The organism is Rhodospirillales bacterium, assembly GCA_014323865.1.
In the GTDB taxonomy this organism is placed as follows: domain Bacteria; phylum Pseudomonadota; class Alphaproteobacteria; order SP197; family SP197; genus SP197.
Window position 1 is genome coordinate 768,364 of sequence record JACONG010000016.1, and the last position, 15,171, is coordinate 783,534.

15 protein-coding genes and 1 pseudogene are annotated in these 15,171 nt (G+C 65.2%); 3 read left to right on the forward strand and 13 right to left on the reverse strand.

Annotation, left to right across the window (positions count from 1 at the left end; genetic code table 11):
* Nucleotides 1-28: 28 nt before the first annotated feature.
* Both GDA49_12755 and GDA49_12760 read left to right on the forward strand, forming a co-directional pair.
* A complete protein-coding gene (locus tag GDA49_12755; GenBank protein ID MBC6441249.1) occupies nucleotides 29-1,126 on the forward strand; it encodes a histidinol-phosphate transaminase in 1,098 nt (365 codons plus the stop codon).
* The gene (locus GDA49_12760) at nucleotides 1,123-2,010 is read left to right on the forward strand and encodes a prephenate/arogenate dehydrogenase family protein (GenBank protein MBC6441250.1); all 888 of its coding nucleotides are present in this window, start codon (nucleotides 1,123-1,125) and stop codon (nucleotides 2,008-2,010) included. The genes GDA49_12755 and GDA49_12760 overlap by 4 nt, the downstream gene beginning before the upstream one ends.
* On the opposite strand, the gene GDA49_12765 is transcribed toward GDA49_12760, so the two are convergent.
* Complete coding sequence (locus GDA49_12765; protein ID MBC6441251.1) at nucleotides 2,007-3,032, reverse strand: DUF2125 domain-containing protein; 1,026 nt, start codon at nucleotides 3,030-3,032, stop codon at nucleotides 2,007-2,009. The genes GDA49_12760 and GDA49_12765 overlap by 4 nt on opposite strands.
* A gap of 88 nt (nucleotides 3,033-3,120) precedes the next feature.
* Between GDA49_12765 and GDA49_12770 the strand changes: the two genes are divergently transcribed.
* A complete protein-coding gene (locus GDA49_12770; protein ID MBC6441252.1) occupies nucleotides 3,121-3,699 on the forward strand; it encodes a gamma-glutamylcyclotransferase in 579 nt (192 codons plus the stop codon).
* Here the strand turns inward: GDA49_12770 and GDA49_12775 are convergent.
* From GDA49_12775 to argH, 12 genes and pseudogenes are all read right to left on the reverse strand, one after another.
* Nucleotides 3,696-4,022 (reverse strand): hypothetical protein, encoded by a 327-nt coding sequence (locus tag GDA49_12775; protein ID MBC6441253.1) that lies wholly within the window; start codon nucleotides 4,020-4,022, stop codon nucleotides 3,696-3,698. The genes GDA49_12770 and GDA49_12775 overlap by 4 nt on opposite strands.
* 20 nt (nucleotides 4,023-4,042) lie before the next feature.
* On the reverse strand, nucleotides 4,043-4,366 hold the full coding sequence (locus GDA49_12780; GenBank protein ID MBC6441254.1) for a chorismate mutase: 324 nt from the start codon (nucleotides 4,364-4,366) through the stop codon (nucleotides 4,043-4,045).
* Between the two features lie 38 nt (nucleotides 4,367-4,404).
* A pseudogene (locus GDA49_12785) lies at nucleotides 4,405-5,415 on the reverse strand (hypothetical protein).
* A 311-nt stretch (nucleotides 5,416-5,726) separates the two neighbouring features.
* Nucleotides 5,727-6,446 carry a 1-acyl-sn-glycerol-3-phosphate acyltransferase gene (locus tag GDA49_12790; GenBank protein MBC6441255.1) on the reverse strand — a complete coding sequence of 240 codons (720 nt, stop codon included), beginning with the start codon at nucleotides 6,444-6,446 and terminating at the stop codon, nucleotides 5,727-5,729.
* Complete coding sequence (locus GDA49_12795; protein ID MBC6441256.1) at nucleotides 6,443-7,033, reverse strand: YdcF family protein; 591 nt, start codon at nucleotides 7,031-7,033, stop codon at nucleotides 6,443-6,445. The genes GDA49_12790 and GDA49_12795 overlap by 4 nt, the downstream gene beginning before the upstream one ends.
* On the reverse strand, nucleotides 7,030-7,908 hold the full coding sequence (locus GDA49_12800; GenBank protein ID MBC6441257.1) for an FtsX-like permease family protein: 879 nt from the start codon (nucleotides 7,906-7,908) through the stop codon (nucleotides 7,030-7,032). The genes GDA49_12795 and GDA49_12800 overlap by 4 nt, the downstream gene beginning before the upstream one ends.
* The gene (gene ftsE / locus GDA49_12805; GenBank protein MBC6441258.1) at nucleotides 7,905-8,567 is read right to left on the reverse strand and encodes a cell division ATP-binding protein FtsE; all 663 of its coding nucleotides are present in this window, start codon (nucleotides 8,565-8,567) and stop codon (nucleotides 7,905-7,907) included. The genes GDA49_12800 and ftsE overlap by 4 nt, the downstream gene beginning before the upstream one ends.
* Before the next feature lie 768 nt (nucleotides 8,568-9,335).
* The gene (locus tag GDA49_12810; GenBank protein ID MBC6441259.1) at nucleotides 9,336-9,836 is read right to left on the reverse strand and encodes an N-acetyltransferase; all 501 of its coding nucleotides are present in this window, start codon (nucleotides 9,834-9,836) and stop codon (nucleotides 9,336-9,338) included.
* Between the two features lie 16 nt (nucleotides 9,837-9,852).
* Entirely contained in the window at nucleotides 9,853-12,264 is a 2,412-nt protein-coding gene (locus GDA49_12815; GenBank protein ID MBC6441260.1) for a DUF4175 family protein, read from the reverse strand.
* A 38-nt stretch (nucleotides 12,265-12,302) separates the two neighbouring features.
* Nucleotides 12,303-13,580 (reverse strand): diaminopimelate decarboxylase, encoded by a 1,278-nt coding sequence (gene lysA / locus GDA49_12820; protein MBC6441261.1) that lies wholly within the window; start codon nucleotides 13,578-13,580, stop codon nucleotides 12,303-12,305.
* Nucleotides 13,577-13,696 (reverse strand): lipoprotein, encoded by a 120-nt coding sequence (locus GDA49_12825; protein ID MBC6441262.1) that lies wholly within the window; start codon nucleotides 13,694-13,696, stop codon nucleotides 13,577-13,579. The genes lysA and GDA49_12825 overlap by 4 nt, the downstream gene beginning before the upstream one ends.
* Nucleotides 13,693-15,102: an argininosuccinate lyase gene (gene argH / locus GDA49_12830; protein ID MBC6441263.1), complete on the reverse strand. Its 1,410-nt coding sequence runs from the start codon at nucleotides 15,100-15,102 to the stop codon at nucleotides 13,693-13,695. The genes GDA49_12825 and argH overlap by 4 nt, the downstream gene beginning before the upstream one ends.
* Nucleotides 15,103-15,171 lie beyond the last annotated feature (69 nt).

Consider the following 15,171-nt stretch of genomic DNA (forward strand, 5'->3'; position numbering starts at 1 on the left):
CCGAGCTTTCCACGGACAGCAGCAGACCATGACCGTGCCCGTTCCCCGCTCGGGGATTCTCGATATCAAGCCCTATGTGCCCGGTAAGAACGGGACAAGCGACGGCGGCGACCGACCGGTCATCAAGCTGTCGTCGAACGAGTCGGCGCTCGGGCCCAGCTCGCTCGCCGTCGCGGCGGCCAAGGCAGCGACCGAGACGGTCGTGCGCTATCCCGACGGCAGTGCCAGCGACCTGCGCGAGGCGATCGGACGGCGCTGGGGCATCGATCCCGCGCGCATTGTCTGCGGCAACGGTTCGGACGAGCTTCTGGAGATGCTGCCCTCGCTCTACTGCGGAGAGGGCGATGAGGTGCTCTACAGCCAGTACGGTTTCGCGATCTATCCCATCGCCACCAGAGCGGCAGGCGCCACACCGGTGACCGCCCCCGAGGCTGCCTACCGGACGGACGTCGATGCCCTGCTTGCGGCCGTGACGGGGCGGACCAAGCTGGTCTTCGTCGCCAACCCGAACAACCCGACCGGCAGCTACATCCCGACCTCGGAGATCGCGCGCCTGCGCGCGGGCCTGCCCAAGCACGTCCTGCTGGTGATCGATTCCGCCTATGCCGAGTTCGTCAGCCGGGACGACTACAGCGCCGGGGCGGAGCTGGTCCACGACTGTAACAACACGGTCATGACGCGGACCTTCTCGAAGATCTATTCGCTCGCGGGTCTGCGGGTGGGCTGGCTCTACGGCCCCGAAGGCGTGGTCGACGCGATCAACCGGGTGCGCGGTCCTTTCAACGTCAACAGCATCGCACTCGCGGCGGCCGGTGCAGCCATTGAGGACGACGACCATGTCGCCCGCGCACGCGAGCACAACGAACACTGGCTACCGCGCCTGACCCAGTCCCTGCGCAGCATGGGGCTCACCGTGCACGACAGCGTGGTGAACTTCCTTCTGGTGCGGTTCCCGGGTGGCGCGGAGCAGGCGAAGGCGGCCGAGCGCTTCCTCATCGAGAACCGCATCTTCGTGCGCAATCTCGAGGCCTACGGCATTCTGGACGGTCTGCGCATCAACATCGGACTCGGTCACGAGATGGATGCGCTGACCGAATGCCTGGCGCGGTTCATGGGGCGGCCATGAGCACAGACCGTCCCTTCGGCACGATCGCCTTCATCGGCATCGGCCTCATCGGCTCCTCGCTGGCGCGTGTGATCAAGCGCGACAACCTTGCCGAACGCGTCGTCGCCTGCGCCCGCCGTGATGAGACACTCAAGACCGTGATGGATCTCGGGATCGCCGATCACGTTACCAAGGATCCGGCAGAAACCGCCGACGGCGCCGATATCACGTTGATCTGCACGCCGATCGGCACCAACGGCGCCATCGCTCAGGCTATCGCACCCGTGCTCAAGCCCGGCCAGATCGTGACGGACGTCGGCTCGGTCAAGCAGGCTGTGATCAATGCCGTTGTTCCGCACATGCCCGAAGGCGTCCATTTCGTGCCGGCCCATCCGCTGGCTGGTACCGAGAAGAACGGTCCCGAGAACGGATTCGACACGCTGTTCGAGGACCGCTGGACCGTCCTGACGCCGCCCGAGGGCACCGATGAGACGGCGATTGCCCGGGTGACCAAGCTCTGGGAAGCGGCCGGTTCGACCGTCGATGTACTCGATCCCGCGCACCACGACTGGATCCTCGCGATCACATCGCACTTGCCCACGCTGATCGCCTTCAACATCGTCGGCACGGTCGACGAACTCGAGAGCAGCACTCGGCAGGAGGTCATCAAGTATTCGGCCACCGGCTTCCGCGACATGACGCGGCTGGCCGCGCAGGACCCGATCATGTGGCGCGACGTCTACCTCAACAACCGCGAAGCCGTGCTGGAGATGCTGCAGCGCTTCAGCGAGGACCTGACCCGCCTGCAACGGGCCATTCGCTGGGGCGAGGGTGAGGTGCTGGAGGATCTCTTCCGCCGCAGCCGCGACGTCCGCAGCGGCGTCATCGACGCCGGTCAGGCCTAGAACCCAGCTTCTGCGGGCAGCACCGGGGCAACCGGCATCACCGGGATCGGTCCCACGGACAACAGGCCGTGCTGGATCGAGACATCGACGGCCAGCTGCATGCGGCCGTCCGCCTGGCGTACGGCCATGAAGTCGAGCGCTGCGCCGGCGACGGTCGCTTGGCCGCGATCGAGACCACCGCCTTTTCCCATGGCATCGAGCAGATCTCTGTAGCCGATGATCTCCGTGCGAAAGGCACCGATCGGCCGCAGTTCGCCGTCGAGTGCCAGAGTGCCGGCGGCCGTGACATCCAGCGGTGGCCAATCGACGGCGAACGCGGTGACGTCGACGGTGCCACCCGCAACGCGCCACGCTTCCAGACGCTGGGCCAGCGATCCGCTTCCCATCAGGGCGCCGTTCCAGCGCAACGAAGTTTCGACCCTGGGCACCACGGCGTCGAACGGCGGCACAACCTGGCCCGCGAGACCGAGGTTGTGGATCACGACCCCGGCTTCGAAAGCACTGCTGTCGTCGAGCGCGGTGACGGAGATATCGAGCTGGTCGGCGGTGACCGGCGGCCGGCCGTCTTCGTAGTGCACGACCACGCGCCGGAAGAGGCCCGCGAGACCGTCCGCCTGCCCGTCGTCCATCGTGACCGTTGCGGTGCCCGAGGCCATGCTGACACCGATGCTGCGGACCAGGACGCCGTCGTCGATCAGCACCGTCTGCTCTGGCGGCAGATCGAAATCGAGCGAGGCGAAGGTCCAGGGCTTGAAGCTGGCGACCAGCCAGGGTCCGCGCCAAACGGCCGCACCCGCGCTGCCCTGCCAGGTCACGGTGGGGTCGGTGATGCGGATGTCGAGCGAGAAAGGGAACCCCGAGACCTCGCTCTCGCCAAAGGACCCGTGCCAGGACTTGCCCGGCTGCGGTGCCGCCCAGTAGGCGACCCATTCTCCCGAGCGCGAGGCCATGACGTGCCAGTAAGCCGAGTAGGCGACGACGAGCACGAAGACGGCGATAGCGGCAATCAGGATGCGGCGCATGACCGAGGTTATAGCCCTCCAATCGGGGCGCGGAAATGGCGTTCAGCACCATTGAATCGCTTGGCGCGGGTGCGTACATCACGGAGCCATGAAGGCCGTCGGTCCGCCCTCCCCCATCCTGCACACCGAAGCCAATGGAGACATCTGGGTCTTCGGCTACGGTTCACTCATGTGGAAGCCCGGCTTCGCGGTGCTGAAGCGCCGTTCCGCCTGCATCCACGGCTTTCACCGCGCCTTCTGCGTCTATTCCCACTGGCACAGGGGATCGCCCGAAGAGCCGGGTCTTGTGCTGGGCCTGCATCCCGGTGGCTCGTGCCGGGGGGCGGCCTATCGGATCGCCGCCGGCAAGGCCCGCGCCGTGGTCGACTATCTCGACGCTCGCGAGCGGGTGACCGATATCTACAGCCCTCATTGGGTGACAGCCCGGACCGAGGACAGCGAGGTCACCGCCATAACCTACGTTCCGGGACCGAAGGGACACATACAGTTCGCCGGCAAGCTCCCTCCCGAGACCGCCGCCCAACTGCTGGCCCACGGCAAGGGCAATTCGGGTGAAGGCTGGGAGTACCTCGAAAACACCGTCGCCCATCTGCTCGATGAAGGCATCCACGATTCGCATCTCCTGGAGCTGCGTGATCGGGTGCGCGCGATCAGAGGGGGCGCCTAGCCTGCGGCGGTGGGAGTATCGTCGAGCGAACGGAAGACCTGCCAGCCCCGCTGCGCGAACGTGGCAATCTCGCGATCGGCGATGGGCCACCAATGCGGAGCAAGGCATCGCAGCATTCTGCAAGCGCCAACGAGACCGGCATTCATGAGGGCGTCAAACTTGTCCGTGCCCGCCGCCGCGATCATGGGCAACGTCATGTTCACACCGATCACGGGCATATGACCTTTGCTCCAGACGGCAAGCGCCGCGCTGTTCATGGCGTCGGGATTGCGTTGACGTCGGGAAGAGTCCGCACTGCCGGAAGTGTAGGGACCGGCAATCATGATCCACATCGGTCGGGTGGTCAGACGCCCCCCGCCTTAGATTCCGCGATGGCCTCGTGGTGGCGGATGACCTCGGCGATGACGAAGGCGAGAAATTTCTCCGCGAACTCGGGCTCCAGGCCCGCATCGGCGGCAAGCTTGCGTATGCGCTCGACCTGGCGCGCCTCACGTCCGGGGTCCGACGGCGGCAGGGTCTGCTCGGCCTTCAAGTGCCCGACCTCACGAGTCAGTTTGAAGCGCTCGGCGAGCAGATGAATGATCGCCGCATCGAGATTGTCGATGCTGGCTCGCAGGCGGAGCAGCTCCTCGGGCGGCTCGATACCGGTGTTGTCGTTGTTGGCCATGGCGACCTCGTTTCCAGCGCTGAAAGGCGTTTACCCGATCACGCGCACTTGGAGAAGCCGCAGGATGTGCGGAGGTTGCAGCCCTCCTGGTGGATCAGGCTGGGCTGACCACAGCGCGGGCAATTGTCCGGCGCGCGGCCCCCGGCGCGGGCAAAGACCTCGACGTTCTTGCCTCTGCGCCTCCAGAAAGCCAATCGACACCATATGCTCTTCCAGCACCTCGCCGATGGCCGCAAGCAGGGATGGCACGTACTGGCCGCCCATCCACTGGCCGCCGCGCGGGTCGAATACGGCCTTCAGTTGCTCGACCACGAAGCTCACGTCCCCGCCTCGCCGAAACACGGCGCTGATCATGCGCGTGAGGCCGACGCTGGCCGTCGTGCACGGTCAGGTAAATCGCGTGAGCGCTCTCGAGCCAGCGTAGCTTGTTATGTCTGGCCGGGCAAGGCTTCTGGCCTGTCGATTGGCGCTGCCGTGTCGGCGGGCTTCGCGGGCTCGACCGACAGCACCGATCCGGTCACGTCGTTCAGGCGGTACGTTGTGCAGCCTATGTTCCAGGCCTGCATGTGCACGTCCTTGAACGCCTCGAAGTTGATGTTCTCAGGCACGTTGATTGTCTTCGATATGGCGCTGTCGCTGTCCGGCTGCGCGGCTGCCTGCATCCGAACGTGATCGGCAGGTTGCAGCGTTTGCGCGGTGACGAAATAGTCGGTGGAGCGGCGCATGGTGGCCATCATCGCGCCGCGCCGGTGGCCGGCACTCATGACCGTGCGGCACATGCTGTCCCACACGTCCATGAAGGTCAGGGGGCCGGAGGCGTCAGCACCGACGCCCCGGGCCGGGGCACCCTTGGGGCGGAGCGTCGAGAAGTCATAACCGATACCACCGCCCGCCTGCATGGTGAGGGCGGCTTCCTTCAGGTGCTCGAAGATGCCGCTCATGTCATCGGGGATCGTGCCCATGACGAAGCAGTTGAAGAGCGTGACGTTCCGTCCGGTCCCCGCGCCTGCGAGGATGCGGCCTGCGGGGATGAATTTGTGGCCCGACATGGCCTCGAAGAACGCCGCCTCCTGCTCAGGGCAGACGCTCTCATCCTCCACGGAGGCCAGGGAAAGCGGCAATACGCTACTGGCTCGCCTCGACATCACCATCCACAGGTGCCCTATCGGCGTCCTTCAGGCGATACTTCATATCCCAGATTTGAAGCGCAACCGGAGAAGGCGACTCGGTCATGGTGGTCGTCCAATGGTCCTGCATTCGGGAAAGGATCATGTTACCGCAACGGACCTGGAGACGAAAGCGCCTGTTCCCATTTTGTTTCGCAAGGACAGGTGGTAGGCAGCCGGGAAATCCCCGTAATTCAGGCTTTCCCGGCCTCTTCCAGCAACGCTGTGGACGCCGTTTCGATGCGTTGCGACAGCGCATCCATGAACGCCTTGCGGTTCATGCCCGGCGGGATCGGCTCCAGCAACGCGATCACCGCGGTGCCGGGCCGCTTGCGCAGACCGCGCCGCTGCCAGAAGACGCCGGTGTTGACCGCGACCGGAACCACAGGCAGCCCGAGGTCGCTATAGAGCGCGGCCACACCGGGGTGATAGCGGCGCTGCTCGCCCGGCGACGTGCGGGTACCTTCCGGGAAGATCACCACGGAGTGACCCTGCGCGACGGCGGCTTGTGCCCGTTTCAGCATGTCCTTCAGGGCCGAGGCGCCGGCCGAACGGTCGACGGTGATCGGCCCCATCGCCGCGATGTACCAGCCGACGATCGGGATCAGCACAAGCTCGCACTTTAGCACGAACCGCGCCATCGGAAGGCACGAACAGAGCGCATAGGTCTCCAGCGAGGACTGGTGCTTTACCGCAAGGATGACCGGCTTGTCAGGCAGGGTATCGAGACCGCGCAGTTCGTGATCAAGGCCCGTCGTCGCCCGGAGCAGGCGGAGCTGGAAGCCCGCGAACCAGCGGGTCAGATCACCGGCCCGGTCACGCGCCACAAGCAGGAGGGGCAACCCGGGAATACTGATCACCAGGAGCGCGGTGATGGACGCGACCAGGAACAACAGGGAGCGCAGCAGGATCATGGCGGCGGCCAGATCAGACTGACGAGGTACTTCGTGTACTCGTCGGCCAGCAGGGCGAAAGTGCGGGGGTGGCTCCACCACGAATCGATCCGGACCGAATCCGGAAAGACGGGGTGGGGCACGATCTCGATCTCCGGCATGGCACGCCGAAACAGGTTCAGGCTGCGCGGCATGTGGTAGTTGGCCGTGACGAGCCGCATCGACGTGCGGTCGCCCGAGGCTATCCAGATCGCCGTCTCGCGCGCATTGCCGATCGTGTGGCGGGCATCGTGGCCGAGGTCGATGCAGCAAGCCAGCGTCGTCCGCGCCTGGTCGTTGACGTCGAGGATCGTCGCCACATCGACCCTGGAGTAGACGCCAGAGACGAACAGACGCTCTGCAAGATCGGCTTCGAGCAGAGCCAGGCCGACCGGCAGACGTTCGCTGCCGCCGGTCAGGACAACGATGGCGTCGGTCCGCGTCGTTTCATCCTCAACCGCCTCGGGAATGCGGTCGACGAACCACAGGAACCCGGCCGCCCAGGCCAGGAACAACAGGCCGAGCAGCCCGCCGAGCCGGCGAATCGTCGAGCGTTTGCGCCGCTTCATGGCATGCGCGCCAGCGTGGCGAGGACCGTGATGCGGGCGGTCAGCATGGCGATGACGGCCGCCACCAGCGGCAGAATCAGAAGCGGAATCCAGTCATCGGCACCGAACGCGACCTGAGGCAGGAGCGGCGCTTCGAGCCGCGCCGCCAGCGAACTCACGATGGTCAGACAGATGGCCGCCAGCCCGAGGCCGGGGACCCCGCCCAGCAGGGCTAGGACAAAGGCCTGGTTCTGGAACAGGCTCGCGACGTAGCGGTCGCGCGCGCCGACCTGGTGCAGGACCGCGATCGTGTCCTTGTGCACCGCAAGGCCGGTTCGCGTCATGAAGATCACGGTCGCGATGGATGCCAGGCCGATCAGGATAAGGATCACACCGGCAATGAGCTGCAGCGATCCTGCGGTCGTACGGACCGGCTCGAGCCAGCGCCGGCCATCGTCGACCCGGACGCCAGGCACGATCTCGTACAGCAGGCGTTCGGTCGCCACGGGATCGAGCGCGCCGGGCGTGACGATTTCCACATCCAGCAGGCGCGGCAGCGGCAACACCGAAAGGTCGAGATCGTCGCCGACCCAGGGCGCAAGCAACGCGTTCATCTGTGCGTCGTCGACCGGTGCGACGGAGACGACCCCGGAAAGGCCCGACAGGCGCATGATCACCGCATCGACCGCTTCATCGTGATTGCGGGCGGCGGGTATCTCCACGGTCAACCGCACGCTGTGACTCAGGCGCCAGTGCTCAATGGCACTGTCGAGCACCAGGGCGACCGCCAGCACGAGCGCCGAGAGGAACACCATGGTGCCGATGATCCAGGGCACGAACCGCGCCGAGGAATCGGATGCCAGCGGGACATCGTTCGATCCACTCCAGAACCTCACGACGACGCCACCGGCCAGAGCCGTCCTTCTTCCAGTCGCAGAACAGAATGGGGAAAGCGCTGGGGCAGGCTGGTGTCGTGGGTGGCGATCATCAGCGTCGTGCCCTGACGGTTGAGCTCCTCGAAGAGCCGCATCAGACGTTCCGCCATCGCTTCGTCGAGGTTGCCGGTGGGTTCGTCGGCGAGCAACAGATCGGGCTGGCCTATCACCGCACGCGCGACTGCAACCCGCTGCTTTTCGCCACCCGACATGAAGGGCGGCTGGGCGTCGACCTTGTCGCCGAGACCGACCCAGTTGAGCAATTCCAGCACGTGGGAACGAATCCGGCCGGGCCCCGCCCCGGCCACGCGCAACGGCAGGGCCACATTGTCGAAGGCGGTGAGGTGGTCGAGCAGGTGGTAGTCTTGGAAGACGACACCGATCTTGCGCCGCAAACCGGGAAAGCGGCTGCGCGGCGCGCTGACGATGTCCTCACCGAACATGGTCACCAACCCGCGCGTCGGTCGCCGTGCGAGATAGAGCAGGCTCAGAAGCGATGACTTGCCGGCACCGCTCTGCCCGACCAGGAAATGATACGACCCCGACTCAAGCAACAGCCCGACGTCCTTCAGGACCTCCGGTCCGCTGCCATAGCGAAGTCCGACGTTTTCGAAGCGAATCACGCCTGCCGATCCCGTTCCAGCGCAGTCTGACGGGCAGGTCCGGCCTCCCTCGCCACGTTCACCGTCCCCGCCTGTTGAACATAACAGCTAGGGCGCGTGACGCCACGCGAAGGGGCATGAATCTCGATTGTCCGTCCTGTGGAACCACATTCTGGCTGCCCGAGGGCGTATTGGGGGAGTATTGGGGGATAAGGGGCGCAAGCTGCGTTGCGCCATGTGCAAGTACGTCTGGTTCCAGGAACCGCTTGATAAACCCCTTGAGGCCTATCCCATGCCGTAGGCACCCGCGCCGGAAGAGCCTGAACCGCAATCGGGTGGAAGCTGGGGTCTCAAGATCTTCCTGCTGCTTGTCATCGGCAGCATCCTCTTTGCCGGGTTCGAGTGGCGAACGGCGGTCATGAAAATGGCGACATGGATGATCCCGGTCTACGAGACAGCGGGCCTCGTGGGCCACGGACTTCGGCCAGACTCGACTATCGGGATGTCGCCTTCTCGGTCGAGCAGCAGAACGGCCATACGTTGTTCATCGTCAGCGGACAGGTGGTCAACATCAGCGATGAGATCGTTCGGATGCCGTCGCTACGCGCCGAGATCCTCGATCCCGCGTATCGCACCCTTCGAGACTGGAGTTTTTGGCCAACGCGATCGTGCTTGGCCCCGGTGACTGGACGCTGTTTCGGAACAGCTACCCGAACCCGCCCCTTTCGCACGATACGACCAACCTGTTCCTCACCTTCGAGGATCAGCGGTAGCGAGAAGGACGCGTCAGCGCGGGTCCAGAGAACGCTGCATGATGACACTGTCGAGCCAGCGTTCGTGCTTGAATCCGACATTCCGCAGGGTGCCGACCATCACGAAACCGAGCGCGGCGTGAAGCGCGATCGAAGCCTGATTGCCGGAATCGCCGATGATGGCCACCATCTCGTGCCGCCCGGCGGCTTCGCAGCGCTCGATCAGGGCCGCGAGCAAAAGCCGGCCTGCACCCCGGCCCTGAAACCGCCCGTCGACGTAGACCGAGTTCTCCACCGTGTGGCGGTAGGCGGGCCGGGTCCGGTAGGGGCCGGCATAGGCGTAGCCGGCGATCTTGCCGTCCGCTTCGGCAACCAGATACGGCAGGCCCGCGGCAAGGATGGCCTCGCGCCGCCCCGCCATTTCGGACTTTGTCGGCGGCTCGACCTCGAACGAGGCCAGGCCGTGCAGCACGCTGTGGGCGTAAATTGTCGTGATCGCCGGAACGTCATCCGGCGTGGAATCCCTGACCAACATCGGCACCTTGCCCGGTTCAGAAGCGGCGCAGAAGCCTTTGCAGATACTCCTGTTCGTCAAGCGGACGGTGCTGTTCGCCGGCACGCTTGTAGAGCTCGTCGAGGATCTCCCGCGCCTTGATGATCGCACCGCGATCAGGCAGCGAGAAATCGGTGTTATCGACCTCGCCCTGACCACCGAGCTGGCGACCGATGGGATCACGCGGCGCCGAGAAGTAGTTCTGCCCGGCCGTCGCATCCTCGCCGGCCTGCTCCAGCATCTCCTGCATCACCGAATCGGCGCCGGCGCGAAGATACTCGATCGCCTCGGTCTGGTGGTCGACCGCCTGGCTCGGACGATCCGCATCGAGCTGACGCACGGCCCGTCCCATCGAACGGTCGGCGCGGGAGAACGCGCGCACGGTGCCGAAGCCGAACTCCTCCATGCGATCCATCAGGGTCTGCAGGACGCCCTGGATTTCACCTTGGCTGAGCGCCTGTTTGGCCGTTTCGAATGCGCCGGTGTCGTTCTCGCGCAGCATCTCGAACGTCTCGTCGAGCAATTCCTGCTGGTTGGCCATGAGCTGACGGATCGTGTGGATCACTTCGGCCGCCTCGGCGCTGACGCTACCGGTCAGGTCTGAGAGGTTGCCGACCGAGATGTTCTCCATGATCTCCTGCAGACGTGTCAGCAGGGTCTGGGCCTGGTCCGTCGAACCCGTACGGACCAGTTCTCGAATCTGTTCGACGAGACTGGTCAACTCGCGGCTGCCGACCGCCTTGAGCGCATCGGTCGGGTCGAAGAGGTCGCCCGGATCGGTGCGCAGCCGGTTGGAGAGCGCGCGCATGTAGTCGTCCATCGCGACCCGCAGCTCCTCAAGCAGGCGTTCGATCTCCTCCTCGGAGGCACCGTCCGACAGAGCCTGCAGCAACTCGTCCTGCAGTTCCCGGACGCGCTGTTCAGCAAAGGCGAGTGGGCCTTCCTCAATGGCGAGCGCGGTATCCCACATCAGCTCGACGACGTCGGTCCGCGCCCGCTCGGGATCATGGGAGTAGAACAGCCGCTTGGCACCGCTCACCAGCGCCAGATGAACGCCGGCATCATCAAGATAGGCCGAGGGATCGAGCGTGAGCGCCTCAAGCATGACAGCCGTCATTTCGGCCATGTCAGGGGTCTGGACGAGCAGCTTGCGCTGATCGTTCAGATGGCGCGCCACCGGATGCATGAAGTAGCGCTCCGGCATCTTGAAGAAATACTCCTGGCTCACGGTCTCCTGGCCGATTACGTCCGTCGCCATCAGGACGAGACTGACGTCCATGCCGGCCCAAGGGTGTGCCATGAAGTTGTAGAAGGCCGGCGCCCTGACCTCACGCACGCCGCTCTGCGCAAGCGGGAAGCTGATGTCGAGCGACTCGCCCGAGGTATCGCCGGTCCGCTTGATCGAGCCGGTGATCGTGGCGATGCCGTAGTCATCCTGCGCCAGCACATCGAGCCGCAGGCTGGTCCTGAGCGTCTCTGTGGGATCGTCGGTCAGCGTGATGATGGGTTCGTTGTCGCCGATGACATCGATCGGCCACCCGGCGATCTCGCGGCTGGACTGCACGACGGCGAAATGGTCACCGGCCTTGAAGGTGTGCACGATCTGGTAGCTGCCCGGACCGGCAGGCTCGAAGGCGATGGCGTCCTCGTCGACCACCAGAACCGGTGGCTCGGTACCGCCGCGGACCTGCGCCACAAGCTCGCTGCCAGCCGGGATCGCAATCGGCGTGCCGTCAGTATTCTCGCGCAGGGCATCAAGCCAGAGCGGCGGAATGCCGGTGTAGGCCGGGGGCGTGATCCAGAGCGTTAGCTTACCGGTCTCGCCTTCGACGGCGGCGACAGAGAAATCGGGGGCCAGGATCGCCGCGAAGCTCTCGCGTGCCACGGACCAGCCGACAACGAGACCGGCGGCGAGGATCAGGACCGCGATACTGCGCAGCGCCAGCCGGTCGTGGTGCGAAACGTCCGACAGCGGCCGCCCGACACGAACCGCACGAATGCGCTCGACCATGCGCTTGCGATGCGCCTCGAAGAGCGCCTGGCTACCACTGTCCATGCGGTCGCCCGCGAAATCATCGTCGATTGCGAGCAGGGGACGATGATCAAAGCCGCTCTTGAGTTCCAGACGGCGCTGGGCGGCCGCTTCGTCGGGCCATGAGAGCCCGCGAAGATCGCGCCACAAGATGACCGGGATCGCAATTGCAAAGGCCACCAGCAGCACCACGTGCAGGACACCGGGCAGCCAGGTCCAGAGGCCCAGCAGCGTAAGGCCGACAAAAAAACCGATAAGGGAGACGCCGCGCCACAGGCGCGTCAACATGTCTTCCCAGAAGATCGCCATACGGGCGAGGGAGATGCGCCGCTCAATGGCGGCAGGCCGCTTGTTCTGTCCCGGCTCGGGTAAGGCCATGCTTCGGGCTCCCAGGCTCCGGCACCTGTACCGAAACCTCATGCGGCGTCGGCGGCTGAGCTCCAGGTTGGAAGACTCTCCAGCGCCATCGCTTCACCGTGGCTGGGCCTGCGGCGGATGACGGCGTGTTGCGAACCTCGCACCAGCACCTCGGGCACCAGCAGCCTGCCATTGTAGCCCGACGACATCACCGCGCCATAGGCACCGGCATGACCGATGGTCACAAGATCGCCAGCCGCCAGATCGGGCAGCGGAGCATCGATCGCCAGGATATCGCCGGATTCGCAGATCGGACCGGCCACCGTGGACGGATGAACCGACGACTCGTTGCTACAAACAACCGGCCAGACCGGATGATGGGCATCGTAGAGGGTCGGGCGGATCAGATCGTTCATGGCGGCATCGACGATCACGATTCGCCGATCACCGGCCTGCTTGACGGTGTTCACGGCGCAGACGAGCACGCCCGCGCCTGCCACCAGCCAGCGGCCCGGCTCGATGGTGAGTGCGGCACCCGAGCGGCGGCCGATATCGGCCAGCAGGTCGCCGTAGGACTCCACGGGCAGTTCCTGTTCGTTGTCGTGATAGGCGATACCCAAGCCACCGCCGAGATCGAGACGGCTGACCTCGCGTCCCTCGGCGAGTAACCGGTTCATGAGGTCGATCAACCGTTCGTAAGCCGCGGCGAAAGCGCTGACATCCTTGATCTGGGAGCCGATGTGAACTGCCAGGCCGACCGGCTCGACATGCGAAGACTCAGCAGCGGCGTGGTAGAGTTGCTCGACCTCATCGGGCGCGAGGCCGAACTTGTCGGTTTTGCGCCCGGTACTGATCTTCTCGTGCCCGCCGGCGGAGACGTCGGGATTGACCCGGAAGGCAACCCGGACGTTCCTGCCCATTTCCGAAGAGATCGCGGCGATACGGCCAAGTTCGGCTTCGCTCTCGATATTGATCTGGTGCAGGCCCGCCTTGATCGCGAAGGCGAGTTCGGCAGGTGACTTACCGACACCGGAAAAGACGATGCGATCGGCCGGCACACCGGCGGCGAGCGCGCGGCGAATCTCGCCTTCGGAGACCACGTCGGCGCCGGCACCGAGCGCACGGAAGAGTGCGATCACGGCGAGATTGCTGTTGGCCTTCACGGCATAGGCGATCTCGGTGCCGCTTGCGGCGATGGCATCGGCGAGCCGGTTGTAGCGCGCCTCGAGCGCCGCTGCGCTGTAGCAATAGAAGGGCGTGCCGACCTCGTGCGCAAGGTCGGTCAGGCAGACACTCTCACAATGGAGCCGTCCGTTCTCATTATCGAAGGCGCTCAATAGTTTCGCCCCTCGTCCTCGTCGTCATCCTGCGACGGCGACTCAAGCGGGCCCTTGCGTCCGCAGGCCGCCATGGTGGCCGCCAGCGCCATCATCAGGACCACGCGGCGTGTCATCCCAGATACCTCCTGCGCGCCTCGGCGGCCGCCTCGGCGACTCGATCCGGTGCGGTCCCGCCGAAACTCGTGCGACTGGACACCGAGGCCTCCACGGCCAGCACATCATAGACGCCGGCGTGCATGCGCGGCTCAACCGCCTGCATGGCCTGGAGCGACAGATCAGCGAGATCGCAACCCGCATCCTCTGCCGCCTTCACAAGGCTACCGGAGACATGATGGGCTTCCCGAAACGGCAGGCCGAATTCGCGCACCAGCCAGTCGGCCAGATCGGTTGCTGTCAGGAAGCCCTTCGACGTCATGGCGCGCATGGCGGCGGCATCAACCGTGAGCCCCGCGATCATCGCGGTCGTGGCGGGGATTGCCAGCATCAGGGTTTCAGCGGCATCGAAGACCGGTTCCTTGTCCTCCTGCATGTCCTTTCCATAGGTCATCGGAAGACCCTTCAGCATGGTGAGCAGTGCGACCAGTGCACCGGTGACACGACCGGCCTTGCCGCGCACCAGTTCGGCGGCATCGGCATTGCGCTTCTGCGGCATGATCGACGAACCGGTGGTCAACCCGTCAGGCAGGCGCATCAGGCCATAGGCCGGACTGGTCCAGAGCACGAGTTCCTCGGCCAGACGCGAGAGATGGACCGCGGTGATGGAACCCGCGGAGAGGAACTCCAGGCAGAAATCGCGATCGGAGACGGCATCCATCGAGTTCGCGGCGGGGCGGTCGAAATCGAGCGCTTCAGCGGTCATCGCCCGGTCGATGGGGAAGGACGTTCCGGCCAGCGCAGCCGCACCCAGCGGCGATTCGTTCATGCGCGCGCGGCAATCGGCCAAGCGACCGCGATCCCGGCCGAGCATCTCGACATAGGCTAACAGGTGATGACCGAAGGTGACCGGCTGTGCGGGCTGAAGGTGTGTGAAGCCCGGCATCACCGTGCCGGCATGCTGTTCGGCCTGTCCGATGAGCGCTTCCTGGAGGTCGCGCAGACCGACCTCGACCGCATCCAATGTGTCGCGCAGCCAGAGACGCATGTCAGTCGCGACCTGGTCGTTGCGCGAACGCCCTGTGTGAAGCCTGCCGGCCGGCTCGCCGATCAAGGCCTTCAGGCGTGCCTCGACGTTCATGTGAACGTCCTCGAGCGCCGGATCGAAGGTGAAGCTGCCGGCCTCGATTTCACCCGCGATCCGGTCGAGTCCGTCCTGGATCGCCGCGTTGTCGGCGTCGCTGATGATGCCGCTCGCCGCGAGCATGGCGGCATGCGCCTTGGAGCCACGGATATCGTGCAGGGCCAGGCGATGGTCGAAGGTCACGGACGCGTTGATGCGTTCCATGATCTCCGATGGCCCCTCGACGAAACGCCCGCCCCACAGCGGGTTCGCAGCGGCCTTGCTGTCGTTCGATGACGTCATGGCGCGGGCCTTAGAGCAAAGCGTGCCCGGATGGAAGCCTTGACGCACCGCCAATCGGGGCTAGAGAGG